This is a genomic window from Burkholderia sp. Ac-20392, from assembly GCF_017104585.1.
GTDB classification, from domain to species: Bacteria; Pseudomonadota; Gammaproteobacteria; order Burkholderiales; family Burkholderiaceae; genus Burkholderia; species Burkholderia lata.
This window is the reverse complement of sequence record NZ_JAAGPB010000017.1, coordinates 1-25284: the sequence shown is the minus strand read 5'-3', so window position 1 is coordinate 25284 and position 25284 is coordinate 1. Positions and strand designations below refer to the sequence as shown.

Genomic DNA, 25284 nt, shown 5'->3' with positions numbered 1-25284 from the left:
GAATCAGTGCCCATCGTTCGCATGGCCGGCGCGTGCCGCATGATCGTCGTACGCACGGCGCAGCGTGCGGTCCGCGCGTTGCATCAGCCCGATATAGACGACGATCAGCACGAGATACACGAGAATCGCGCCCTGCGCGCCGACGTAGAACGGCAGGCTGAACCCGGCGAAGCGGATCCCTGCGAGCGCGGGTGCGAAGAACGGCACGATGAACGACACCGAAAAACCGATCACCATCAGCACCGCGATCAGCGCGACGTTGAAGCGCCAGTAGCGTGCGTGGGCACGCGCGAGCGGCTCGGGAACGGGCGGTGGCGCGACAGGCGCGGGACGGGTCGGAACGGTCATGCCGTTATGTAACAAAAAGCCCCTGCGCGGGCAATCGGGATTGCCGCGCAGGGGCTCGTGCGCGTGATGCGCAACCGGTACGATCAGCGCACTTCGGCGAGCTGCTCGAGGATGGCCGGATTCTCGAGCGTGGACGTGTCCTGCGTGATCGCCTCGCCCTTCGCAAGCGAACGCAGCAGGCGCCGCATGATCTTGCCCGAGCGGGTCTTCGGCAGGTTGTCGCCGAAGCGGATGTCCTTCGGCTTCGCGATCGGCCCGATCTGCTTGCCGACCCAGTCGCGCAACGTCTTCGCCAGCGCCGCCGCTTCCTCGCCTTCCGGGCGCGAACGCTTCAGCACCACGAACGCGACCACCGCCTCGCCCGTCGTATCGTCCGGACGGCCAACCACGGCTGCCTCGGCCACGAGTTCGTGCGAGACCAGCGCCGATTCGATTTCCATCGTACCGAGCCGGTGGCCCGACACGTTCAGCACGTCGTCGATCCGGCCCATGATCGTGAAGTAGCCGGTGTCCTTGTCGCGCACGGTGCCGTCGCCGGCCAGATACAGCCGCCCGCCGAGTTCCTCGGGGTAGTAGCTCTTCTTGAAGCGCTCCGGGTCGCCCCAGATCGTGCGGATCATCGCGGGCCACGGGCGCTTGACGACGAGGATGCCGCCCTGCCCGTTCGGCACGTCCTGGCCGGTTTCGTCGACCACCGCGGCCATGATGCCCGGCAGCGGCAGCGTGCACGAACCGGGTACGGTCGGCGTCGCGCCCGGCAGCGGCGTGATCATGTGGCCGCCCGTCTCGGTCTGCCACCAGGTGTCGACGATCGGGCAGCGCTCCTGGCCGACGTGCTTGTGATACCACATCCACGCTTCCGGATTGATCGGCTCGCCGACGGTGCCGATGATGCGCAGGCTCGACAGGTCGTAGCTCTTCGGATGCACCTTGTCGTCGGCCTCGGCCGCCTTGATCAGCGAACGGATCGCGGTCGGCGCGGTGTAGAACACGGTGACCTTGTGGTCGCCGATCATCTTCCAGAAACGGCCGGCGTCCGGGTAGGTCGGCACGCCTTCGAACACGACCTGCGTGCCGCCGCATGCGAGCGGGCCGTACGTGATGTACGTGTGGCCCGTGACCCAGCCGATGTCGGCCGTGCACCAGAACACGTCGGTGGGCTTCCAGTCGAAGGTCCACTTCATCGTCTGCGCGGCCCACAGCAGGTAGCCGCCCGTGCTGTGCTGCACGCCCTTCGGCTTGCCGGTCGAGCCCGACGTATACAGGATGAACAGCGGATGCTCGGCGCCGACCCATTCCGGCTCGCACTGGTCGGATTCGCCGTCCGTCAGTTCGTGCATCCACAGGTCGCGCTCGGCGTGCCAGTCGATCTTGCCGCCGGTGCGGCGATAGACGATCACACTCTTCACGGCCTCGCAGCCGCCCAGCGCGATCGCTTCATCCGCGATGCTCTTCAGCGGCAGCGTCTTGCCACCGCGCGCCTGTTCGTCGGCCGTGATGAGCGCCGTCGCGCCGACGTCGACGAGCCGCTCGTTCAACGACTTCGCGGAGAAGCCGCCGAACACGACCGAGTGCGTTGCGCCAATGCGCGCGCAGGCCTGCATCGCGACGATGCCTTCGATCGACATCGGGATATAGATGACGACGCGGTCGCCCTTGCCGATCCCGCGCTTCTTCAGTGCATTCGCGAAACGCGATACGCGCGCGAGGAGATCCGCATAGGTGACGCGCGTGACGGTGCCGTCATCGGCTTCGAAGATCACCGCGACGCGCTCGCCGTTGCCGGCTTCGACGTGACGGTCGAGGCAGTTGTACGACGCGTTCAGCTCGCCGTCCTCGAACCACTTGTAGAACGGCGCGTTGGACTCGTCGAGCACTTTCGTGAACGGCTTGTGCCACGCAAGACCCTCGCGCGCGAGGCGCGCCCAGAATCCTTCGTAATCGTTTTCGGCCTCGGCGGCGAGCGCACGATAGGCCGGCATGCCGGAAATGGTCGCCGCCTGTTCGAGCGCCGCGGGCGGCGCAAACTGACGGGTTTCGTGAAGAACCGATTCAATCGCAGACATCGACTACCCCTTGGTGAACATGAATCCTCTGCATGGCGGCGCGATCGTGCGCGCCGCGCGTCTTGGCCGGCGCAAGCGCGCCGCTGTCTCCTACCCACCACCCGCGCACGGCCCGAAGGCTGCTGCGCGATGCTGCGCCGCACCACGTCGCACGATGGCGACCGGGCGACCCGACAGTTTCCACAATAAGCGCTCGAACTTACCCGTCACTTACGCGGCACGGCCGTTTCGCCCGTCGGGCGGCGCCCGCGTGTAGCTTTACGCTGTAACGAGCGCGACCCTACAATCCTAACTGAACTCGCCTTCCGGATTCCAGCTTGAATCGCTACGCTTTCTTTCTCGTGCTGTCGATGCTGTTCGTCGGCAGCAATGTCGGTATCGGTAAATCGATCGTTGTCTTCGTTCCCGTCGCCATCCTCGCCACGCTGCGCTTCGTGATCGCGATTGCCGTGCTGTGGCCGCTGTTCAGCCCGGTGAAGATGCGCACGGTCAAGCGCGGCGAATGGCTGAACCTGTTCCTGCAGGCGTTCTTCGGCACCTTCATGTTTACGCTGCTGATGCTGAACGGCGTGCAGCGCACCAGCGCGGTCGCCGCCGGCGTGATCACCAGCACGATCCCGGCGATCGTCGCGCTGTTCGCGTGGCTGATCCTGCGTGAAAAACCGAACGGCCGTGCGCTGGTATCGATTGCACTCGCGATCGCCGGCGTCGTGACGATCAACCTCGCGAACGGCAGCGCGGCCGGGCACGGCGCGTCGTCGCTGACCGGCAACCTGCTGATCCTCGGCGCGGTGTGCTGCGAATCGATCTACGTGATCCTGTCGCGCCGCCTCACGCAGACGCTCGCGCCGATCGACATCTGCGCGTACACGCACCTGTTCGGCCTGTGCCTGATGCTGCCGCTCGGCGCGACGGCCATGTGGCATTTCGATTACGCGAGCGTGCCGGCCAGCACCTGGGCGCTCGTCGTCTGGTATGGCCTGTCGGCCAGCATCTTCTCGTTCTGGCTGTGGATGAAAGGCATCCGGCACGTGCCGGGCAGCCTCGCCGGCGTGTTCAGCGCGGTGCTGCCGGTCGCGGCCGCCGCGTATGGCATCGCGTTCCTCGGCGAGCGCCCGACGCTCGCCCACGGCATCGCGCTCGCGTGCGTCGTCACCGGCATCGTGCTCGCGAGCCTGCGCGTAAAACGCGTGCCGGCTGCCGCCTCCTGATCCGTCCCTGGCAGGGCCGGCGCGTCACTGCAGTCGCGCTGGCCGACGCGTTACAATAGCGCGCCTTTTCAAGATTACCCCCGATACCTGCGCACCGCGCCCGACTGTCCACCATGTCTGCCCCGCATTCGCCCGGCCGCTCCGCGCGTCGCCCGCTTCGCCCGCTTCCCGCGCTGATTTTCATGAGCCGCTGGCTCCAGGTTCCGCTTTACCTCGGCCTGATCGTTGCGCAGGCCGTCTACGTGTTCCTGTTCCTGAAGGAAGTCTGGCACCTGCTGTCGCATGCGACGAGCCTCGACGAAATCAGCGTGATGCTCGCGGTGCTCGGCCTGATCGACGTGGTGATGATCTCGAACCTGCTGATCATGGTGATCGTCGGCGGTTACGAAACGTTCGTGTCGCGCCTCGGCATCGAGGGCCACCCCGACGAGCCCGAGTGGCTCGACCACGTGAACGCGGGCGTGCTGAAGGTCAAGCTGTCGATGGCGCTGATCAGCATTTCGTCGATCCACCTGCTGAAAACGTTCATCAACCCCGACCAGCACACGATGCACGCGATCATGTGGCAGGTGATCATCCACGTGTCGTTCCTGGTGTCGGCGCTCGTGATGGCGTGGGTCGACCGCCTGACGACGCACACGCACCCGGCCCATTTCCACGAGCCGCACGCCCGCGAGGCGCACGCGAGCGCGGCGAACGAATCACGCAAGCCGGCCGAAGCAGCCGTCAACGCATAAACGCATTCCCCACAGTCCCCACAGAGTCTCAGCCATGACCGTCATCAAACAGGAAGACCTGATCCAGAGCATCGCGGATTCGCTGCAGTACATCAGCTACTACCATCCGCTCGACTACATCCAGGCCCTCGGCCGCGCGTACGAGCTGGAAGAAAGCCCGGCCGCGAAGGATGCGATCGCGCAGATCCTCACGAACAGCCGCATGTGCGCGGAAGGCAAGCGCCCGATCTGCCAGGACACCGGCATCGTCACGATCTTCGTGAAGGTCGGCATGGACGTGCGCTGGGACGGCGCGACGATGGGCCTCACCGACATGATCAACGAAGGCGTGCGCCGCGGTTACACGCACCCGGACAACGTGCTGCGCGCGTCGATCGTCAGTCCGCCGGAAGGCGCCCGCAAGAACACGAAGGACAACACGCCGGCCGTGATCCACTACGAGATCGTGCCGGGCGACAAGGTCGACGTGCAGGTTGCGGCGAAGGGCGGCGGCTCGGAGAACAAGTCGAAGTTCGTGATGCTGAACCCGTCCGACTCGATCGTCGACTGGGTGCTGAAGACGGTCCCGACGATGGGCGCAGGCTGGTGCCCGCCCGGCATGCTGGGGATCGGCATCGGCGGCACGGCTGAAAAGGCGATGCTGATGGCGAAGGAATCGCTGATGGAGCCGATCGACATCCAGGAAATCATCGCACGCGGTCCGAAGGACTGGGTCGAGGAACTGCGCGTCGAACTGCACGAGAAGGTCAACGCGCTCGGCATCGGCGCACAGGGCCTCGGCGGCCTGGCAACCGTGCTCGACGTGAAGATCATGGCTGCACCGACGCACGCGGCATCGAAACCGGTCGCGCTGATCCCGAACTGCGCGGCCACGCGCCACGCGCACTTCGTGCTCGACGGCTCGGGCCCGGCCAAGCTTGAAGCACCGTCGCTCGACGCATGGCCGAAGGTCAACTGGGAACCGAATACCGAAACCAGCAAGCGCGTCGACCTGAACACGCTGACGCCGGAAGAAGTCGCGAGCTGGGCGCCGGGCCAGACGCTGCTGCTGTCGGGCAAGATGCTCACCGGCCGCGACGCCGCGCACAAGCGCATCGCCGACATGCTCGCGAAGGGCGAGAAGCTGCCGGTCGACTTCACCAACCGCGTGATCTACTACGTCGGCCCGGTCGATCCGGTCCGCGACGAAGTGGTCGGCCCGGCAGGCCCGACGACGGCCACGCGCATGGACAAGTTCACCGAGACGATGCTCGCGCAAACCGGCCTGATCTCGATGGTCGGCAAGGCCGAGCGCGGCCCGGTCGCGATCGACGCGATCAAGAAGCACAAGGCGGCCTACCTGATGGCGGTCGGCGGTGCGGCTTACCTCGTGTCGAAGGCGATCCGCGGCGCGAAGGTGCTCGCATTCGAAGACCTCGGCATGGAAGCGATCTACGAGTTCGACGTGCAGGACATGCCGGTGACGGTGGCCGTCGATTCGTCGGGCACGTCGGTGCACCAGACCGGTCCGAAGGAGTGGCAGGCGAAGATCGGCAAGATCCCGGTCGCAGCCGCTTAAGCGCGATCGAACGAAAGGCCGGACGGAAGTCCGGCCTTTTTACTTCTCATTCTCATTATTGTGTGTGGCCGGTTATTCGAGGCTGATTCTCATTACATGCAAAAGGCAGGCCCGACAAGGCTTTGAGGCTTGGCTTTTCTCGTTCGAGCGATTATCTTTCGGTTTCTGAAGCCCCACTGAACAAGGAACAAGCCATGCAAGGCGACAAGAAAGTCATCGAATATCTGAACGCCCAGTTGAAGAATGAGCTCACGGCGATCAACCAGTACTTCCTGCATGCGCGCATGTACAAGCACTGGGGCCTCGAGAAGCTCGGCAAGCACGAGTACGACGAGTCGATCGGCGAAATGAAGCACGCCGACTGGCTGATCGAGCGCGTCTTCATGCTCGACGGGCTGCCGAACCTGCAGGATCTGCACAAGCTGCTGGTCGGCGAGGAAACCGAAGAGATCCTGAAGTGCGACCTGAAGCTCGAGCAGATCTCGCAGTCCACCTGCAAGGAAGCGATCGCCTACTGCGAATCGGTTCGTGACTACGTGTCGCGCGAGATCTTCGAGAAGATCCTCGACGACACCGAAGAGCACATCGACTGGCTGGAAACGCAGATCGACCTGATCGGCAAGGTCGGCCTGCAGAACTACCAGCAAACGATGATGGGTTCGCCGGAGTAAACTCGCTCCACGCTTCCCGTTATCGCCCCCAGCCCGTTCATGTCGACACCTTCCGTTAACGCCGCGACGGCCTCGACCGTCGCCCCCATCGGCATCTTCGATTCAGGGCTGGGCGGCCTGTCGGTGCTGCGCGCCGTGCGCGCGCAGCTGCCCGACGAATCGTTCATCTACGTCGCCGATTCGCACCATGCGCCATATGGTCCGCGCGACGAGGCATTCATTACGGAACGTACGCTGGCAATCGGCGAGTGGCTGGCCCGCGAAGGGGCGAAAGCGCTCGTCATCGCGTGCAACACGGCGACCGCACGCGCGATCGCCGCGACCCGCGAACACCTGTCGATGCCGCTCGTCGGCGTCGAGCCGGGCATCAAGCCGGCCGCCGCCGTATCCGCGAGCGGCGTCGCGGGCGTCCTGGCCACGCAGTCGACGCTGAACAGTCCGCGCTTCCAGGCGCTGCTCGACCGCTACGGCGCCGGCCGCCGCTTCATCTGCCAGCCCGGCCACGGGCTCGTCGAGGCCATCGAGCGCGGTGACACGAATTCGCCCGCCTTGCGCGCGTTGCTCGACAGCTACCTGCAACCGATGCTCGACGACGGCGCCGATACGCTGGTACTCGGCTGCACGCATTACCCGTTCTTCACGGAAACGATTCGTGACCTTGTGGGCGACCGCCTGACGCTCGTCGACACCAGCGACGCGATCGCGCGCCAGCTCGTGCGGGTGCTCGACGAGCGCAACCTGCGCGCACCGGCCGGCACGTGCGCGGCACCGCCCCGCTTCTGCTCGACCAGCGATGGCCGCCAACTGCAGGCACTCGCATCGACGCTGCTCGGCCTCGCTGCGCCGGTCGAATCCGTCACCATTTCCTCGCCGAACGCGCGCGCCTGCGCGACCGCCTGACACGGGCCGGCACGCATTCTCCTGCGTGCCGCTTCACCTCCCCACCGTTTCAAGGGTCCGATGACCTTAAAAAAAGCCCGACCCAGGCTTGTCAACGTCCGCAAATTTAATGATAATAATTCGCATTAACGTTAGCTATCGCAACTCACCATGATCGTCTGCGTGTGCAAGTCTGTTTCCGATCGCAAGATTCGCGCGTCCCTCGCAGAGGGCGTGAACTCTTTCGATGAACTCCAGTTCGAGCTCGGCGTGGCCACGTGCTGCGGCAAGTGCGAGGAGTCCGTACGCGACCTCATGGCCGAACAAGGCGTCTGCGCGAGCCGGTGCGGTGTCGAGCATCATGCTCACCCGATCCCGGTCACGTTCTACGAACGCAAGGCCGCCTGACCGGCGCCGAATGTGCGCATGCGGCCCAGGCCGCATTTTTTGTTTTGACCGTCAGCAAGCCACCGTCTGCGCGAGCCAGCGGCTTACCTGCCAAGGAGCCTGTCATGGAATTGCTGATCGGATTTGTGACCACCGTTTGCATCTCGCTGCTGATCTTCCGCAAGTGATGCCGATTCACCCGCCGCGCCCCGGGTGCGACATCGTTCTTTCAAGCTAACATGCAGGCTTCGCATCTCGCTCCTGCCGGCGCCGTGCCGGCTGCACCACGTATGAATCCCCGAGTGATCGTCGTCGCGGTCGGTGTGCTTGCCGCACACGCGATCATGCTGACGGCCGCCTGGCTCCATCGCAACGCGCCGCCGCCGCCGAAGGAGATCGAGGTTCAATCGATCACCGCGCAGCTCATTCCGCCTGCGCCCCCTGCCCAGCCCGTCGCGGTCCAGTCGGCCGCGCAGCAGCCTACGCCGCCCAAGCCCACGCCGCGCGTGAAGCCGAAGGTCGAGCCGAAGCCGGTGCAGAAAGCGGTTCCGACGCCTCAGCCGGTCTCGCAGGCACCGTCGCCGACGCCCGCGCCGGCCGTTGCCGCTCCGACACCGGCTCCCGTCGCGCCGGCGCCTGCTGCACCGGCTGCAGCACCCGGCCCGGCGCGCGAGACGATGCAGGTCAGCGCGCCGAAGAACGTGTCGGCGCTCACCTGCAATTTCGTTAAGCCGACCTATCCGTCGATGTCGCGCCGTCGCGGCGAAACGGGCACGGCCTATGTTCACTTCATCATCGGCGTGACGGGCAAGATCGAAAGCGTCCAGCTGCAGAAGAGCAGCGGCTACCCGCGTCTCGATGAAGCCGCACTCGAGGCGACGCGCGCCAGCACCTGCCCGCCGTATATCGAGAACGGCCAGGCGATCCGCGCCGCCCATACGCTGCCCTTCAACTTCACGCTTGACGACTAACCCGTCATATTCGGTAGATTCAAAGGAAACAAGAAAATGCAAAGCTACGGTATCGCGCACGTCTGGGCGCAAGGTGATTTCGTCACGCGCGCCATCGCGATCACGCTGCTCGTGATGTCGGTTCTGTCGTGGATCGTGATCGTCATCAAGGGCTGGAACGTGATCCGCCTGAACCGCCTGACGAAGAACGCCGAACAGGCATTCTGGCATTCGGACGATTTCGACGACGGCATCAAGAAGCTCGGGCTCGCCGCATCGACGCCGAACGACAACCCGTTCCTCGCGCTCGCGCTGTCGGGCAAGGAAGCCGCCGATCACCACCACCAGACGCAACCGCACCTGCACGACCGCATGGACGTGTCGGACTGGGTCACGCGCTGCCTGAAGGACACGATGGACGAAGGCATCTCCCGCATGCAGAGCGGCCTCGCGATCCTCGCGTCGATCGGCAGCACGGCGCCGTTCGTCGGCCTGTTCGGTACGGTCTGGGGGATCTACCACGCACTGCTCGCGATCGGCGCATCCGGCCAGACGTCGATCGACCAGGTCGCCGGCCCGGTCGGCGAATCGCTGATCATGACCGCTTTCGGCCTGTTCGTCGCAATCCCGGCCGTGCTCGGCTACAACGCACTCACCCGCGCGAACAAGGGTATCGTCAGCAAGCTGCGCCGCTTCGCGCACGGTCTGCATGCGTACTTCGTGACGGGCGCGAGCCTTGCCTCGTCGTCGACGCGCGACGGCCTGCGTCTCGCGACGCGCGCCAGCTGAGGCGGGGTGAACCATGGCAATGAACACCGGTTTCAGCGACGATGACGACGATGCAGTGATGAGCGAGATCAACATGACGCCGCTCGTCGACGTCATGCTCGTACTCCTGATCATTTTCCTCGTGACGATCCCGGCGATGCAGCATGCGGTGAAGATCGACCTGCCGCACGCCAGCAGCCAGCCCGTCGACGAAAAGCCGCAGACGGTCGACGTCGCGATCCAGGGTGACGGCACGATCCTGTGGGACGACCACACGGTCACGCGCGAACAATTGCAGCAACGCATCGCGGAAGCGGCAAAACGCACGCCGCAACCGGAGTTGCACCTGCGTGCGGACCGCAAGGTCGCGTACGAACACGTGGCGGAAGTGATGTCGGATGCGCAGGCTGGCGGCCTGACGAAGCTCGGCTTCGTAACGGAGCCGACCGCGAAAGCGAAGTAACGCACGCGCTATCCGACGCGCAGGTTGCGCCTAGCCGGCCGCACCTAGCCGGCCGCGCACAAAGTAAAAGGCCTTCATCGCCAGATGAAGGCCTTTTTTCATGCGCACGCGGGCGCCTTCGGGCGGCGGGCTCTTTGGCGGTATCGGTTGCGCCTCGAGCAACGCAAATGCGACTCTGCCGTGGTCTGCACGGACTGCGCGTTCTGCCCTATCTGGCTCGCAATATATGCGGCCACCTGATTTCGCTCAGAACTTCCTTCACGAAATGGGATTTCAATATAGGCCCGCGCGCACGCGCATTCAAGGTTCCGGCGATTGAAACTTGCGATTGCAGGCGACGCTTCAATGACAAAACAAATTTGCCTCGCCGTGCGCGTCGTGTTCAGGTCGCCGAAACATCGGCCGCCGCTTCCTTCTTCGCTCGTTCCGGGCACCCCGGATCCTTGTACGCACCGTGGTCGAGCTTCTCGACCAGGTAGTCGACGAACGCACGCACCGCGGGCGGCATCCCCTGCCGCGACACGAACACCGCGTACAGTTGCGGCACCGGCAGCGTCCAGCCCGGCATCACCGGCGACAGTTGCCCGGCACGCAGCGCGTTGCCGTACATCATCTCCGGCAGTGCCGCGATGCCGAGACCATCGAGCACGGCTTCACGGATCGTCATCAGGTCGGCCGTCACGAGCCGCGGGTCGTGCTCGTGCACATGACGCGTTCCATCCGGCGCGATCAGGTTGAACACGTGCCGCCCATCGACGCTCGGCGTGTCGAGCGTCTCGAATCCGCTCAGGTCGTCCGGCACCAGCGGCGGCGCATTCTGGCTCAGCAGGCTCGGCGCGCCGACCAGCATCTGCTCGGTGCGCCACAGCGGCCGCACGACGATATTCGCGTTCTGCGGTGGCTCCGAGCGCACGCGCAGCGCGACGTCGATCGAATCCTCGAACAGGTCGATCACGCGATTCGTCACGCGGACGTGCACCTTCACCTCGGGATAGCGACGCAGGAATTCGGGCAGGATGCGCGACAGCATCGTCTGGGACAGCGTCACGGGCACGCTGACGCGCACCGAGCCGCGCGGCGACGAGCGCAACTGCTGGACCGCGTTCATCGCCGCCTGCGCTTCGGCCAGCATTGCCTGGCAATGCTGGTAGAACAGCTCCCCCGCCTCGGTCAGCGCGAGCTTGCGGGTGGAGCGCTGCAGCAGGCGCACGCCGAGCGCCGCCTCGAGTTCGGTCAGGCGCCGCGACAGGCGCGATTTCGAGATGCCCAGCACGCGCTCCGCGGCCGAGAAACCGCCATGTTCGACGACCTGCGAAAAGTACATGAGGTCGTTCAGGTTATGTGCATCGATATTCATCTCATCGTTCCATTTTCAGAACAATCCATTGCGAACCGTCGCGAATCGAACGGTAAAACGCCCAATATAATAGCGCTATGTTTCAAAAATAACGCTATTCCGATCATTTCGAGGGTATCCGCATGACGACCGCTCGCTCGCTTGACCGCACGTACCCCGCGCTTCGCACGACCGAAGGCGGCGGCTTCGTGGTTCACCGCCCGTTCCCGACCCGGCTGCTGATGGATTTCGATCCGTTCCTGCTGCTCGACGAAATGGGTCCCGTCGACTACGCGCCCGGCGAAGCCAAGGGCGCCCCCGACCATCCGCATCGCGGCTTCGAGACCGTGACCTACGCACTCGACGGACGCTTCCGCCATCGCGACTCGTCCGGCCATGCCGGCACGCTCGGCCCGGGCGACGTGCAATGGATGACGGCGGGCGCCGGCGTCGTGCACAGCGAGATGCCCGATCCTGAATTCGCGCAGGCGGGCGGCCGCTCCCACGGCTTCCAGCTGTGGGTCAACCTGCCGCGCCGCGACAAGCTGATCGCGCCGCGCTACCAGGAGATCCCTGCCAACCGCATCCCGACCGCAACGTCGCCGGACGGTCGCGCGCGCGTACGCGTGATCGCCGGCGAAGCGTTCGGCGTCCGCGCCGCGATCGAAACGCGCACGCCAATCCTCTACCAGCATTTCACGCTGCAGCCCGGCGCAACGGTCACGCAGACCGTCCCGGCAGGCTACCGTGTGTTTGCCTATCCGATCGACGGAACGGGCCTCTACGGGCCCGCCAGGCAGGCTGTCGACGCACGACACATGGTCGTGTACTGCGATGACGGCGACACGGTCACGTTCGCCGCCGGCGACACGCCGCTCGACCTGCTGCTGATCGGCGGCGTGCCGCTCAACGAGCCGATCGTCCGCTACGGCCCGTTCGTGATGAATACCGAGGAGGAGATCCGGCAGGCGGTCGTCGACTACCAGACCGGCCGCATGGGTCGCATCGAAGCATGACGCCCGGACGGGCGCGCAGGTGCCGCGAAACCGCCCGTTTTGCGTCACAATGACTTTTTGAACCACGTGGCCGCCCGCCACCAGAAGGAACCCGTCCCCTTGAACTTCGAACATCTGATCCAGATCAATTCCGACGATCCGGCCGTGCCGACCCTCACCCGCGACCAGCTCTGGGAAGGCCTCGTGCTGCGCGCCGAACAGCCGCAATTGTTCGTGCTCGGTCTCGACAGCTGTGTCGTCCACGAACGGACGGGCACGACGCTCGAACGTGAACTGCACTACGGTCACGCGACCGTGCGCGACCACGTCACGTTCACGCCGAACCAGCAGGTTCGCTACGACATCCTCGCCGCCGACGGCGAGATCGGCGGCTCGCTGACCATGACGATCGAGGAACGCGACGACCACGAGCTGTTCCTGCGTTTCGAATACCGCACGACACTGGTCGTCACGGACGACAGCGAAGACGCCCGGCAGACGCACGGGATCGTCAAGGAGGCGTACCGCACGTCGGATATCGATACGGTCCGCCTGATCCGCGAGTACACGCAGGGCCGCAAGGACCCCGATCCGCTGCACTGAACCCGGTGGCGGCCTGCGGGCCGCCCCTTTGATTCAAGCTATCAGGTTCGCGATTTCGATCGATAAAGAGTTTTTGTAAATGGGAATAGTTATCATTTAGAATTCATTCCATCGTATCGACAGTCACCGATCAACCGAATGACCGACACCATGCGCCAGACCCCGACCACGCTGACCTTGCGCCGCACGACCGGCACCGCAGGCAGCAGCCGTCAGAAGACGGCAGCGGTCACCACGCCGGCGAAACCCGCCGGCAACCGCGAAGCAGGCACGCGGGTCGTCAGCAGCGATGCGCTGCTGCAAGGCCAAAGCCACGTCAGCATCGCGCATAACGGAGAGACTTATCAGTTGCGCGCCACACGGCTCGGCAAACTGATCCTGACGAAGTAACGACAGAGTATTGTGGGGACCACCTCCCTGAGAGGTGTTGGGCAGTAGCCAGCGTAACGGCTTGCACGCGAGATCTAGACCCCTTCGTGCAAACACACTCAAGCAGCCGTTGCAGCAAGCCAAGCCACTTTTTTTGGTTCTCGCACAAGGAAGAAAAAAAGCGACACGTCTTTCGACGTGTCGCTTTTTGTTTGGGCGGCCAATGCGTGAAGCATGCCGCCCGGGTTCGCTATCGCGTCGCTGCGTGACCGCCGAAGCGACACGCGATCCGCGTCAGAAACCCCAGAACATCAACCACCATGCGCTGTCGATGACGGCAAGCCCGGCAGCAAACCATGCGAATGCCGCAAGCCGGCGCGGCCAGCCCGCATAGCGCCCCGTCACTTTCCACGCGAGCCACGCACTCCATGCGTTGGCGCCGACCAGGATCGCGACGCGCACATCGGTCGCCCAGCCGAGCGGTACATGCTCGGCACGCAGCAGCGACAGTGTCGTGGCCGACAGGCCAAGGAACACACCCGCGCCTGCAATCGGAATCAACGCCTGCGCGAGATGATGCAGCCGCACGCGATCGAAGCGGCCGAGCATCAGCGTGGCGCCGGCCAGCAGCACCAGCAGCGCCGTGCCGTACACGAGCCCCGTGCCGACGATGTAGCTGATGACCAGCCCGCCGTCGAGCCACGAGAACACGTCGTTGCGATCCGGATAGTGCGTGAGCAGGAACCACGGCGCATTGGTCTCGAGCGGCCACGTGATGTCATGGTCGATCAGCCAGCCCGCGAGCCATTGCTTGATCTGCACGAACCAGGGGCTGACGGTCCAGTGGAACGCACCGATCGCGACGCCGAGCAGGCCGTACAGGATCAGCGCGGTATCCCACGGGTTCGCCTGCTGCGCGCCGAGGTTCACGACTTCGTCGGACGGCGAGCGCAACGACAGCGCGATCGCATCGCGGTGCCCGCTGCAGCGGCCGCACATGTGGCAGTCCGCCGCGCCCTTCATGTTGCGCAACGGCACGAGCGGCGCGCAGTTGATCGGAATCACGCGATGGCCATGCTCGCCGTTCTTGTACGAACGGCGCCATGCATCCTCATCGACCTTGTAGCGCATCGGCGCGAGCCGCGCGAGCAGCCCGAACACGCCGTTGACCGGGCACAGGTACTTGCACCACACGCGCTTCTCGCGGCCGTACAACACGCCGATCACGATCGCGCCGACGGTCGAGCCGCCGAGCACGAACAGCACCGCGAGCGGGTACTGGTACACGCTCACCATCTGCCCGTAGATCGTCGTGAGCCCGAACGCGACGAACGGCCAGCCGCCCCACCGGATCCAGCGCGGAATCGGGCCGCCGCGGCCGAACTTGCTCGCGAATTCGGTGAGTGCGCCTTCCGGACACAGCACGCCGCACCAGACACGGCCGAGCATCACCATCGACAGCAGCACGAACGGCCACCAGATGCCCCAGAACGTGAATTGCGCGATCAGCGTGAGGTTGCTCCACAGGTGCGCGGAGTCGTCCGGCAGCGGCAGCACCGCCGGCACGATGATCAGGAATGCGTAGACGGCGACGACGGCCCACTGGATGCCGCGGATCAGCGCACCGTGGCGCTGCATCCACTGGCCTGCCTGCGCGAGCCAGCCCTGCTTGGCTGCGGCGACAACGCTCATGCCGCGCGACCTGCCGCGACGGCCGGACGACGGCTCGCGCGCTTCATCAGCAGCCAGACCACCGCCCAGTACACAGCGTAGGCAACCAGGTTGGTCAGTGCCGGGTGCGCGCGATAGCCGGTCAGCGTTGCGACGAGTGAGCCGAACGTGCCCGAATCATCGAGGATCGCAGACGTGTCCCACACCTGCGAAATGCCGAGCGGCAGGATTTCCTTGTCGATCAGCTTGTCGACGCCGGTCTGGAACAGGCCCGCGCCGAGGAACAGCAGCATCACTTCGGTGACGCGGAAGAAATGCCGCCACGAGAAGTACTTGCCGCCGAGCTGCAGCAGATAGAACGTGAGGAACGCGAGGCCGAGACCGATCACGACCGCAAGCATCTGGCTGCCGTCGACGTGACCCGACTGGCCGAAACCGAGACCATACAGGAAGATCACCGTTTCGCTGCCTTCGCGCGCGATCGCCAGCGCGACCAGCACCGCGACGCCCCACCAGTTCGAATCGCGCGTGCTCTGCTGCAGCGATTGCTCCATGTCGCGCTTCAGCGTGCGGCCGTGCCGGCGCATCCACAGCACCATCTGCACGATCAGCACGCATGCAATCAGCACCATGGCAGTCTGGAAGTAGTCCTGCGCGTCGCCGGACAACACTTCGGTGAAACCGACCAGTGCGGCACCGAGGCCGACGGCCATCAGCAAGCCGACACCGACGCCGGTCCAGAGAAAGGGCAGGCCGCGGCGCGCGTCGGCGTCGCCGTTTTTCAGCCATGCATAGAGAATGCCGACGACGAGCAGCGCTTCGACGCTCTCCCGCCAGACGATGAACAAGATCTGACCCATCGATACCTCCTGACGCGCAGTACACCGGGCAGGTGCGCCCGCGCGCAGATAAAACGCATTACTTCGCGACGATCACGCCCTGCGCCTGCTGGTGGAAATCGTCGAAAAACTTGTATTCACCCGGTGACAACGGTGCGACGACCACGAACGAATCGGCGCCCGGCGCGAGCACCTTCTCCTTGCGCAGTTGCACGCTCTCGAATTCGGCGGCGCCCTTGCCGGTGTTCTTGATCTCGATCTTGAAACGCTGGCCGGCCGGCACTTCGATGCGGGCGGGATTCAGCTTGCCGTCCGTCATCTCGAGCTTGAACGTCGGCAGGTCGGCAGCGTACGCTGCGCCGGCAAGCCACAACGCAGCGGCTGCGGCAAAGACTTTCTGGGGAATTTTCATTCTGGGTTCTCTACGCCGACGGCGCGCCGAAGCGCGCCGTCCGTGATGCCACCGATCAGTAACCGCCCTTCTTGCCGATACCGGCGAACGGGAAGTCGTACTCGAGGGTAATGGGCTTGAACCATGCGCCCACGCCCGTTTCCTTGTCGATGTGACGGCCGAACGCCATGTGGCCCGTCTGCATCGGCGGCTTGACGACCATCGTCAGGTGATACTTGCCCGGGCCGTTCAGCTTCACGTTGTCACCGTAGTGCGGGCCATCGCTCGCGACCATGCCCATCAGGTCGCCTTCAGCCTTCCACTTCGCGTCGCCCTGCTTCGTCAGCTTGTACGTGACCTGCAGGTACGGCATCCAGTCGCCTTCCGCGAAACCCGTCGGGTTGTTCTTGACCGCATGGATGTCGGCCTCGAGGTGGACGTCGGAATCCGACGCCTTGCGCATCATCCCTTCCGGGTCCATCGTGATCGGCTGCAGGTATACCGCGCCGATTTCCATGCCGCCCTGGATCTGCTGCTTGCCGATCGGATATTCGGCAGCCGAGGCCGACATCGCGGCAAGCGCCGCCGCTACCGCAACCGTCGTGCGGATGAACGAAGAACCCAACATGGACACTCCTTGTTATTTGATCTGGAACCATATGAACCGACCGCCAGGCCAGCCCACTGAAAACACTAACGCGACGAAGAACGTTAATGCGAACAATTCTCAATAATTGAGAAGTTTAGCACCGAACCTGTTTCGGAACAAACGGGGAGCCGTGTAAACCCCTGATCCGACAAGGCTTACAGGCTCGTTACCGCCCGGTTTCGGTGACGCTTGGAAAGATTTACCGGCCGCCGTTGACGTGATCGCCGACGTTCGCGCCAAACACGCGCTCACGCAGCAACGCAAGCTGGTCGCGGGTCGCGGCGGCCTTCTCGAACTCGAGGTTCTTCGCGTAGTCGGCCATCTGCTTCTCGAGGCGCTTGATTTCCTTGGCGAGCTGCTTTTCCGACATGTCCTCGAATTTCGCGCGCTGCTGCGCTTCCTTCAGCTCGGCGCGTGCCTCGTCCGCGTTGTACACACCGTCGATGATGTCCTTGATGCGCTTCACGACACCGCGCGGCGTGATGCCCATCTTTTCGTTGTGCGCGATCTGCTTCGCACGGCGCCGCTCGGTCTCGCCGATCGCGCGCTTCATCGACTCGGTCATGTTGTCCGCGTAGAGGATCGCCTTGCCGTTCACGTTCCGCGCCGCACGGCCGATCGTCTGGATCAGCGAGCGCTCCGCGCGCAGGAAGCCCTCCTTGTCCGCGTCGAGGATCGCAACGAGCGACACCTCGGGAATGTCGAGCCCTTCCCGCAGCAGGTTGATCCCGACCAGCACGTCGAACGTGCCGAGCCGCAGGTCGCGGATGATCTCGACACGCTCGACCGTATCGATGTCGCTGTGCAGGTAACGCACCTTGACCCCGTGATCGGCAAGAAACTCGGTGAGCTGCTCGGCCATGCGCTTCGTCAGCACGGTGATCAGCACGCGCTCCTCGGCCTTCACGCGCGCGTTGATCTCGGCCAGCACGTCGTCGACCTGCGAGCTCGCCGGCCGTACTTCGATTTCCGGATCGACAAGGCCCGTCGGCCGCACGACCTGCTCGGCGATCTGCCCGGTCACGCGCTTCTCGTAGTCGGCCGGCGTGGCCGACACGAACACGACCTGACGCATCTTGCGTTCGAACTCCGGGAACTTGAGCGGCCGGTTGTCCAGCGCCGACGGCAACCGGAACCCGTAGTTGACGAGGTTTTCCTTGCGCGCGCGGTCGCCGTTGTACATGCCGTTCAACTGGCCGATCAGCACGTGCGATTCGTCGAGCAGCATCAGCGCATCGGGCGGCAGGTAGTCGACGAGGGTCGGCGGCGGATCGCCGGGCTCTGCGCCCGAGAAATGCCGCGAGTAGTTCTCGATGCCCTTGCAGAAGCCGAGCTCCTGCAGCATCTCGAGATCGAAGCGCGTGCGCTGCTCGAGGCGCTGCGCCTCGACGAGCTTGCCGTCGCTGTGAAAGTACTCGAGCCGCTCGCGCAATTCGTCCTTGATCGTCTCGACCGCGCGCATCACGGTGTCGCGCGGCGTCACATAGTGCGACGACGGATACACGGTGAAGCGCGGGATCTTCTGCCGCACGCGCCCGGTCAGCGGGTCGAACAGCTGCAGCGTCTCGACCTCGTCGTCGAACAGTTCGACGCGCACGGCCAGCTCCGCGTGTTCGGCCGGGAAGATGTCGATCGTGTCGCCACGCACGCGGAACGTGCCGCGCTGGAAATCCTGCTCGTTGCGCGTGTACTGCATCGCGATCAGCCGCGCGATCACGTCGCGCTGGCCGAGCTTGTCGCCCGCACGCAGCGTCAGGATCATCTGGTGATATTCGGACGGGTTGCCGATACCGTAGATCGCCGACACCGTCGCGACGATCACGACGTCGCGGCGCTCCATCAGGCTCTTCGTCGCCGACAGCCGCATCTGCTCGATGTGCTCGTTGATCGACGAGTCCTTCTCGATGAACAGGTCGCGCTGCGGCACGTACGCTTCAGGCTGGTAATAGTCGTAGTACGAGACGAAGTACTCGACCGCGTTGCGCGGGAAGAACTCGCGAAATTCCGAGTAAAGCTGCGCGGCGAGCGTCTTGTTCGGCGCGAACACGATCGCCGGGCGGCCGAGCCGCGCGATCGTGTTCGCCATCGTGAAGGTCTTGCCCGAGCCCGTCACGCCGAGCAGCGTCTGGAACGAGAGGCCGTCCTCGACCCCTTCGACGAGCGTCTCGATCGCGGTCGGCTGGTCGCCTGCGGGCGGATACGGTTGGTACAGCTGGAACGGCGACCCTTCGAAGGTCACGAATTTCGATTCGTCGAGCGCGTCGCCGGTTTCGGCTTTATGTTCAGACATGGAATGCGGCCGGAGCGAGGGCAAAGAAAGCATTCTAGCGCTTCGCGGCGTCGCGAACTGCTGTCGGCTCCTGACGCGCGACGGCCGTCCGATATCGCCATTCCAGGCCGAATTTCGCCGCCGATTCGCCGCCCCCGCCTGCGTGAATTCGCTACAATGTCGGGCTGCTGCGCTTTCCGGCGTCGTGCCTGCCCGCGCGCGGTCCACCGCGCCCGCCCCGCCAGTTGAAAGCCTGACCCTCTTTTCACTACTGCCGAATCATCATGTCGCTCTTCTCCGCTGTCCAGCTTGCTCCCCGCGACCCGATCCTGGGCCTGAACGAAGCCTTCAACGCCGATGTGCGTCCGACCAAGGTCAACCTCGGCGTCGGTGTGTACACGAACGAAGAAGGCAAGATTCCGCTGCTGCGCGCGGTTCGCGAAGCAGAGAAGGTGCGTGTCGAGGCCGGCCTGCCCCGCGGCTACCTGCCGATCGACGGCATCGCTGCCTACGATGCGGCCGTGCAGAAGCTGCTGCTCGGCAACGACTCGCCGCTGATCGCAGCAGGTCGCGTGGTCACGGCCCAGGCACTGGGCGGCACGGGCGCGCTGAAGATCGGCGCCGATTTCCTGCGCACCGTGAACCCGAACGTGAAGGTCGCGATCAGCGATCCGAGCTGGGAAAACCACCGCGCGCTGTTCGAAGCGGCCGGCTTCGAAGTCGTTGCGTACCCGTATTACGACGCTGCCACCAACGGCGTGAACTTCGAAGGCATGCTGTCGGCACTGAACAGCTACGCGGCAGGTACGGTCGTCGTGCTGCACGCATGCTGCCACAACCCGACCGGCGTGGACCTGACCGAAGCGCAATGGCAACAGGTCGTCGACGTCGTGAAGGCGCGCAACCTCGTGCCGTTCCTCGACATCGCCTACCAGGGCTTCGGCGAGAACATCGAGGCCGATGCTGCTGCCGTGCGCCTGTTCGCCGCGGCTGACCTGAACGCATTCGTGTCGTCGTCGTTCTCGAAGTCGTTCTCGCTGTACGGCGAGCGCGTCGGTGCACTGTCGATCATCACGTCGAGCAAGGATGAAGCGACGCGCGTGCTGTCGCAACTGAAGCGCGTGATCCGCACGAACTACTCGAACCCGCCGACCCATGGCGGCGCCGTGGTCGCAGCGGTGCTCGCATCGCCGGAGCTGCACGCTTCGTGGGTGCAGGAACTCGGCGAAATGCGCGATCGCATCCGCGCAATGCGCAATGGTCTCGTCGAACGCCTGAAGGCAAGCGGCGTCGATCGCGACTTCAGCTTCATCAACGAGCAGCGCGGGATGTTCTCGTATTCGGGCCTGACCTCGGCGCAAGTCGATCGCCTGCGCGACGAGTTCGGCATCTACGCAGTCGGCACGGGCCGGATCTGCGTCGCAGCACTGAACACGCGCAACCTCGACGCGGTCGCCAATGCGGTCGCAGCCGTCCTGAAGTAACGCGGCTTGAGCAGGCGGCAGCCGTCATCGGCCCCGCCCTGCCAAAATGAAAAACGCGCTCCACGGAGCGCGTTTTTTTATGCCATTCGCCGGCGGGCAGCTACCCCGCCCGCCCCCGCATCACTGCATGAACCAGCCGTGGCTGACGACGACGGACTGGCCCGTGAGCGCGGCGCTCGGGAAGGCCGACAGGAACAGCACCGTCTGCGCGACGTCCTGGACGGTCGTGAACACGCCGTCGACCGTATTGCCGAGCATCACCTTCTTCACCACTTCGTCTTCGCTGATGCCGAGCTCCTTCGCCTGCTCCGGAATCTGCTTGTCGACCAGCGGCGTACGCACGAAGCCCGGACACACGACGTGCGAGCGCACGTTGTGCTTCGCGCCTTCCTTCGCCAGCACGCGCGCCAGGCCGAGCAGGCCGTGCTTGGCCGTCACGTAGGCCGACTTCAGCGGCGACGCTTCGTGCGAATGCACCGAACCCATGTAGATCACGACACCGCCGCGATCGTCCTTGTACATGTGCTTGAGCGCGGCCTTGGTCGTCAGGAACGCGCCGTCGACGTGAATCGCCTGCATTTTCTTCCAGTCGGAGAACGAGTAGTTCTCGATCGGGTTGACGATCTGGATGCCCGCGTTCGACACGAGGATGTCGACTGAGCCGAACGTTTCGGCCACCTTGTCGATACCGCTGTTCACGGCTTCCTCGTTCGTCACGTCCATCGCGACGCCGATCGCCTTGCCGCCCGCCTTGACGATCTCGTCGGCAACGGCGTTCGCGCCGTCCTGGTTCAGGTCGGCGATCGCGACGGCCGCGCCCGCCTTCGCGAGCTCGAGTGCGATTTCCTTGCCGATGCCGCTCGCGGCGCCCGTGACGACTGCGGTCTTGCCGCTCAGATCTGCTGCCATGTCCGTCTCCTCCCATTGTCGGATCGATAAAACACACGCCCGCCGCGTCCGCTACCGTCGCGCGATCGTACCGGCGGGCCAGCCGCCATTGTGCACGATCGGCCCCGCCGTTCGCGCGCAAAACGTCTAAGCTTAAGGTCGGTTCAGTCACGCAGGAGATTCGCATGCACTATCGACGGCTAGGCCGCTCCGGCCTGCAGATCAGCGCGCTTTCGCTCGGTTCGTGGGTGACGTACGGCAACCAGGTCGACCAGCGGGTCGCGCGCGAATGCCTGGCTGCGGCGCGCGACGCAGGCGTCAATTTCTTCGACAACGCCGAGGTCTACGCCGGCGGCAAATCAGAGGAAATCATGGGCCACGCGCTCAAGTCGCTAGACTGGCCGCGCGTCAGCTATATCGTGTCCACAAAGTTCTTCTGGGGCCTGGCCGAAGCGCCGAACCAGTATCACACGCTGAACCGGAAGTATCTGCTGAACGCCATCGACGGCTCGCTGCGCCGGCTGCAACTCGACTATGTCGACCTCGTCTATTGCCATCGCCCCGACCCGAACACGCCGATCGAGGAAACCGTCTGGGCGATGAGCGACATGATCGTACGCGGCAAGGCGCTGTACTGGGGCACGTCGGAATGGAGTGCCGACGAGATCCGAGCTGCGTGCGAGATCGCCGAACGGCATCACTTGCACAAGCCGGTCGTCGAGCAACCGCAGTACAACCTCTTCCACCGCACGCGGGTCGAACAGGAATATGCGCGGCTCTACGACGACTACGGTCTCGGCCTCACCACCTGGAGCCCGCTGGCATCGGGCCTGCTCACCGGCAAGTACCGTAACGGCGTGCCGCCCGGCAGCCGCGCGCAGTTACAGGGTTACGACTGGATGCGCGACCGCCTGACCAATCAAGCCGCCAACGACATCGTCGAACGACTCGGCGCAATCGCAGCCGAGCTCGGCTGCAGCACGGCCCAGCTCGCGATCGCTTGGGTGCTCGCCAATCCGCGCGTGAGTTCGGTCATCACGGGCGCGTCGCGGATCGAGCAGATCAGTGACAACATGCACGCGCTCGATGTTGCCGCGAAGCTGACGCCGGATGTGAAGCAACGCATCGAGGAGGTGGTCGGCGACGCGTACGAGTAAGGCGATGCGCGGACACTCGCGTACAATACGCGGCCCGCATCGGCGCCCGGCCTGACGGCCGCGCACGATCGACCGCTTTCATCGACTCACCTTTCGTTTCAGGCAGCCCGCCATGCTCAGTTATCGTCACGGTTTTCACGCAGGCAACCACGCGGACGTGCTCAAGCACGCCGTCGTCGTCCAGCTGCTGCGCTACCTGAACAAGAAAGACAAGTCGTACTGGTACATCGACACGCATGCAGGTGCCGGGGTGTACTCACTGCGCGACGGCTACGCGGCGAAGACGTCGGAATTCGACACCGGTATCGGCCGACTGTGGAACGAAAAGAACCTGCCGGAGGCGCTGGGCGACTATGTGGATGAAGTTCGCGCGCTGAACGACGACGGTGAACTGCGCTTCTACCCCGGTTCCCCGTACATCGCCTGGCGATCGATGCGCGAGCAGGACCGCATGCGCCTGTTCGAAATGCACACGACGGAAATCGACGTGCTGCGCCACAATTTCCGTGATGCCGGGCGACGCGCAATGATCTTCGCCGGCGACGGCTTCGAAGGCGTCAAGGCGCTGCTGCCCCCTCCACCGCGACGTGCACTCGTGTTGATCGACCCGTCCTACGAGGACAAGAAGGATTACGCGCGTACGGTGACTTGCCTGACGGAGTGTCTGAAGCGTTTCGCGACCGGCTGCTATGCAGTCTGGTACCCGCAGGTGACCCGAACAGAATCGCAGCGTTTTCCCGAGCAGTTGAAGCGCCTGCAACCGAACAACTGGCTGCACCTGACACTGACGGTGTCGAATCCGCCGACTGACGGGCTGGGTCTCTACGGCAGCGGGATGTTCATTCTGAATCCGCCGTATACGCTCGCCCAGAGCATGAACGAGGCACTGCCCTACCTGGTCGAGATGCTCGGACAGGATAGCGGCGCCCGCTGCCAGATCGAGCACCGCGGAAACTGATCGACCGGCTGGCCGTTACGGCTGAGGTCTCGGTGCGAGCCTAGGCTGGGGGGGCTGCTGTCCACCCCACGCGGGGACATTGATATACGGCGCGACGAACAGCGGAACCGACGTGTTCGGCGCCTGCCCGGCCGGCGCCCGCATGCCTGCCGGCTCGACGATCGGCTCGGAAGACAACGGTGCCGTCTGCAGCACCAACCCGCCCTTGCCGTCCTGGATACCGCGTTGCGTATCGAGAATCAGCGGTTTGGACGACGTCGCGGCAACGGCCGCGAGTCCATGGACAAGCACCGCCGCGCCCAGAACGAGACGCGCGCGGGCACTTCGACGCACATCGAGACGCAAACGCATGATCGTGTCCTTCAGGATGAAAAGCAGGTGCATACCATAGCGCTGGACTGACGATTGCGCCAGATCCGGCGCACAAAAAAACAAAGCCCCGTCAAATACGGGGCTTGCTTATCGTTCGGTGCCACGTGGCACCTGACGGTGACTCCGATTACAGCGAGTAGCCGTTGGTTTCCAGCGAGCGGATGCGGCTCTCGAGCTGGACGATGTCCGACGAGGTGGCGAGGTAGGCCTCACGGCGTTCACGTTCTGCGGATTCGAACCAGTTGCTCAGCTTTTCGACGATGTAGGCGATCATTACGTTCTCCAAGGAAGGGGGACCCCTGGTGAATCGGTGTTCAGGGATTTCCCGTATAGGGTTATCCCGAATTATAGCGATGCCGCACCAAGATGCTAGTGAAATACTTGCATGGAAACCATTCCCAATCGGAATGACCGCCTGCCAAAGCATCGTAACTCATTGATTTATATGAAAATCAAATCGAGGCCTGATTTGAGCCTCGAGCGTGCGCACTAATTTGGTTCACCAACGGGGTCGGATAGACGCGCCAAAATCGGGCATTCGGGCCGCCCGTCACCATGACAGTGCGCAGCAAGATCGGCCAGGGTGTCGCGCATGTCGCTCAGCTCGGCGATGCGCTTGTCGAGTTCGGCCACATGCTCGAGGGCAATCGACTTCACTTCGGCGCTCGCGCGGGAGCGGTCTTGCCAGAGCATCAGCAGCTTGCGGATGTCCTCGACGAGAAAGCCAAGGCGTCGCGCCTGGCGGATGAAGCGGAGAATATGGATCTCGTCCGCACCGTAGATCCGGTAACCGGCGTCGGTACGCTTGCTCGGCGCCAGCAGACCGACCTGTTCGTAGTACCGGATCATCTTTGCGCTGACTCCGGATTCGCGCGACGCGTCGCCGATATTCATTCCCGCCCTCTCCATCAAGCCCTGGTTTCGAACATGAACGTCGACACGTGCAATCGCCGACGGCACGTCGATCGTATCAAATCGCGTGGTTTTGTTCCGGGGTAAGGATTGACTGCCGGATGACGGCTGAGTGACCTGATGTGTGTGCCAGTGGGATGTGATGAATAGCGCCGCCCATTCCCGATCCCCTGCGCATTTCCGTCGCACCAATGCAAAAACCCCCGCCTTTCGGGCGGGGGTTCTTGGCTTAGGGAGCCTGACGATTACCTACTTTCACACGGGAATCCGCACTATCATCGGCGTAGAGTCGTTTCACGGTCCTGTTCGGGATGGGAAGGGGTGGGACCGACTCGCTATGGTCATCAGGCAAA

At 64.2% G+C, this 25284-nt stretch carries 27 protein-coding genes and 1 rRNA gene; 15 read left to right on the top strand and 13 right to left on the bottom strand.

Annotation, left to right across the window (positions count from 1 at the left end):
• Positions 1-3 precede the first annotated feature (3 nt).
• On the bottom strand, positions 4-348 hold the full coding sequence (locus tag G3N99_RS04565; protein ID WP_206121748.1) for a DUF4212 domain-containing protein: 345 nt from the start codon (positions 346-348) through the stop codon (positions 4-6).
• Between the two features lie 83 nt (positions 349-431).
• Entirely contained in the window at positions 432-2414 is a 1983-nt protein-coding gene (gene acs / locus G3N99_RS04560) for an acetate--CoA ligase (protein ID WP_206121747.1), read from the bottom strand.
• A gap of 317 nt (positions 2415-2731) precedes the next feature.
• On the opposite strand from acs, the gene G3N99_RS04555 reads away from it, so the two are divergent.
• The 9 genes from G3N99_RS04555 (at position 2732) to G3N99_RS04515 (ending at position 10038) form a co-directional block, all read left to right on the top strand.
• The gene (locus tag G3N99_RS04555) at positions 2732-3625 is read left to right on the top strand and encodes a DMT family transporter (protein ID WP_174941727.1); all 894 of its coding nucleotides are present in this window, start codon (positions 2732-2734) and stop codon (positions 3623-3625) included.
• Positions 3626-3738: 113 nt separating this feature from the next.
• Positions 3739-4362 carry a TIGR00645 family protein gene (locus tag G3N99_RS04550; RefSeq protein ID WP_206121746.1) on the top strand — a complete coding sequence of 208 codons (624 nt, stop codon included), beginning with the start codon at positions 3739-3741 and terminating at the stop codon, positions 4360-4362.
• 34 nt (positions 4363-4396) lie between these two features.
• Entirely contained in the window at positions 4397-5920 is a 1524-nt protein-coding gene (locus G3N99_RS04545) for a fumarate hydratase (RefSeq protein WP_206121745.1), read from the top strand.
• Positions 5921-6114: 194 nt separating this feature from the next.
• Positions 6115-6591: a bacterioferritin gene (gene bfr, locus G3N99_RS04540; RefSeq protein WP_011352652.1), complete on the top strand. Its 477-nt coding sequence runs from the start codon at positions 6115-6117 to the stop codon at positions 6589-6591.
• Between the two features lie 39 nt (positions 6592-6630).
• A complete protein-coding gene (murI, locus tag G3N99_RS04535) occupies positions 6631-7491 on the top strand; it encodes a glutamate racemase (protein ID WP_206121744.1) in 861 nt (286 codons plus the stop codon).
• A 150-nt stretch (positions 7492-7641) separates the two neighbouring features.
• Entirely contained in the window at positions 7642-7878 is a 237-nt protein-coding gene (locus G3N99_RS04530) for a (2Fe-2S)-binding protein (protein ID WP_039370093.1), read from the top strand.
• A 218-nt stretch (positions 7879-8096) separates the two neighbouring features.
• A complete protein-coding gene (locus tag G3N99_RS04525) occupies positions 8097-8828 on the top strand; it encodes an energy transducer TonB (protein ID WP_174946726.1) in 732 nt (243 codons plus the stop codon).
• A 36-nt stretch (positions 8829-8864) separates the two neighbouring features.
• The gene (locus G3N99_RS04520; RefSeq protein WP_011352656.1) at positions 8865-9596 is read left to right on the top strand and encodes a MotA/TolQ/ExbB proton channel family protein; all 732 of its coding nucleotides are present in this window, start codon (positions 8865-8867) and stop codon (positions 9594-9596) included.
• Positions 9597-9609: 13 nt separating this feature from the next.
• A complete protein-coding gene (locus tag G3N99_RS04515; RefSeq protein WP_059528371.1) occupies positions 9610-10038 on the top strand; it encodes a biopolymer transporter ExbD in 429 nt (142 codons plus the stop codon).
• Positions 10039-10420: 382 nt separating this feature from the next.
• Here G3N99_RS04515 and G3N99_RS04510 read toward each other — a convergent pair whose 3' ends face one another.
• On the bottom strand, positions 10421-11395 hold the full coding sequence (locus G3N99_RS04510) for a LysR family transcriptional regulator (protein WP_011352658.1): 975 nt from the start codon (positions 11393-11395) through the stop codon (positions 10421-10423).
• Positions 11396-11517: 122 nt separating this feature from the next.
• Between G3N99_RS04510 and G3N99_RS04505 the strand changes: the two genes are divergently transcribed.
• From G3N99_RS04505 to G3N99_RS04495, 3 genes are all read left to right on the top strand, one after another.
• Positions 11518-12390: a pirin family protein gene (locus tag G3N99_RS04505; protein ID WP_206121743.1), complete on the top strand. Its 873-nt coding sequence runs from the start codon at positions 11518-11520 to the stop codon at positions 12388-12390.
• 99 nt (positions 12391-12489) lie between these two features.
• Positions 12490-12972 (top strand): SRPBCC family protein, encoded by a 483-nt coding sequence (locus G3N99_RS04500; protein ID WP_206121742.1) that lies wholly within the window; start codon positions 12490-12492, stop codon positions 12970-12972.
• Between the two features lie 138 nt (positions 12973-13110).
• A complete protein-coding gene (locus G3N99_RS04495) occupies positions 13111-13362 on the top strand; it encodes a hemin uptake protein HemP (protein ID WP_174941712.1) in 252 nt (83 codons plus the stop codon).
• A 273-nt stretch (positions 13363-13635) separates the two neighbouring features.
• Here the strand turns inward: G3N99_RS04495 and G3N99_RS04490 are convergent, their stop codons facing one another.
• The 5 genes from G3N99_RS04490 to uvrB form a co-directional block, all read right to left on the bottom strand.
• Positions 13636-15033: a 4Fe-4S binding protein gene (locus G3N99_RS04490; RefSeq protein WP_174941710.1), complete on the bottom strand. Its 1398-nt coding sequence runs from the start codon at positions 15031-15033 to the stop codon at positions 13636-13638.
• Complete coding sequence (locus G3N99_RS04485; RefSeq protein ID WP_174941708.1) at positions 15030-15872, bottom strand: FTR1 family protein; 843 nt, start codon at positions 15870-15872, stop codon at positions 15030-15032. Before G3N99_RS04485 ends, G3N99_RS04490 begins: the two co-directional genes overlap by 4 nt.
• 58 nt (positions 15873-15930) lie before the next feature.
• Positions 15931-16263, bottom strand: a complete 333-nt coding sequence (locus G3N99_RS04480) for a cupredoxin domain-containing protein (protein WP_174941706.1) — start codon at positions 16261-16263, stop codon at positions 15931-15933.
• A gap of 55 nt (positions 16264-16318) precedes the next feature.
• A complete protein-coding gene (locus G3N99_RS04475) occupies positions 16319-16870 on the bottom strand; it encodes an iron transporter (protein WP_174941704.1) in 552 nt (183 codons plus the stop codon).
• A gap of 220 nt (positions 16871-17090) precedes the next feature.
• Positions 17091-19181, bottom strand: coding sequence for an excinuclease ABC subunit UvrB (gene uvrB, locus G3N99_RS04470; protein WP_174941702.1), 2091 nt, complete (start codon positions 19179-19181; stop codon positions 17091-17093).
• A gap of 263 nt (positions 19182-19444) precedes the next feature.
• On the opposite strand from uvrB, the gene G3N99_RS04465 reads away from it, so the two are divergent.
• Complete coding sequence (locus G3N99_RS04465; protein WP_206121741.1) at positions 19445-20644, top strand: amino acid aminotransferase; 1200 nt, start codon at positions 19445-19447, stop codon at positions 20642-20644.
• A gap of 120 nt (positions 20645-20764) precedes the next feature.
• Here G3N99_RS04465 and G3N99_RS04460 read toward each other — a convergent pair whose 3' ends face one another.
• Positions 20765-21553, bottom strand: a complete 789-nt coding sequence (locus tag G3N99_RS04460; protein WP_174946720.1) for a 3-hydroxybutyrate dehydrogenase — start codon at positions 21551-21553, stop codon at positions 20765-20767.
• A 164-nt stretch (positions 21554-21717) separates the two neighbouring features.
• On the opposite strand from G3N99_RS04460, the gene G3N99_RS04455 reads away from it, so the two are divergent.
• Both G3N99_RS04455 and rlmJ read left to right on the top strand, forming a co-directional pair.
• Positions 21718-22689 carry an aldo/keto reductase gene (locus tag G3N99_RS04455; RefSeq protein WP_174941697.1) on the top strand — a complete coding sequence of 324 codons (972 nt, stop codon included), beginning with the start codon at positions 21718-21720 and terminating at the stop codon, positions 22687-22689.
• Positions 22690-22801: 112 nt separating this feature from the next.
• Positions 22802-23647, top strand: a complete 846-nt coding sequence (gene rlmJ, locus G3N99_RS04450; RefSeq protein WP_174941695.1) for a 23S rRNA (adenine(2030)-N(6))-methyltransferase RlmJ — start codon at positions 22802-22804, stop codon at positions 23645-23647.
• A gap of 15 nt (positions 23648-23662) precedes the next feature.
• Here rlmJ and G3N99_RS04445 read toward each other — a convergent pair whose 3' ends face one another.
• From G3N99_RS04445 to rrf, 4 genes are all read right to left on the bottom strand, one after another.
• Positions 23663-24031, bottom strand: a complete 369-nt coding sequence (locus G3N99_RS04445) for a hypothetical protein (protein WP_174946716.1) — start codon at positions 24029-24031, stop codon at positions 23663-23665.
• Between the two features lie 115 nt (positions 24032-24146).
• Entirely contained in the window at positions 24147-24293 is a 147-nt protein-coding gene (locus G3N99_RS04440) for a DUF3563 family protein (protein ID WP_006478295.1), read from the bottom strand.
• A 215-nt stretch (positions 24294-24508) separates the two neighbouring features.
• A complete protein-coding gene (gene cueR, locus G3N99_RS04435) occupies positions 24509-24913 on the bottom strand; it encodes a Cu(I)-responsive transcriptional regulator (protein ID WP_041493104.1) in 405 nt (134 codons plus the stop codon).
• Between the two features lie 254 nt (positions 24914-25167).
• A 5S ribosomal RNA gene (gene rrf / locus G3N99_RS04430) occupies positions 25168-25280 on the bottom strand.
• Between the last annotated feature and the right edge of the window lie 4 nt (positions 25281-25284).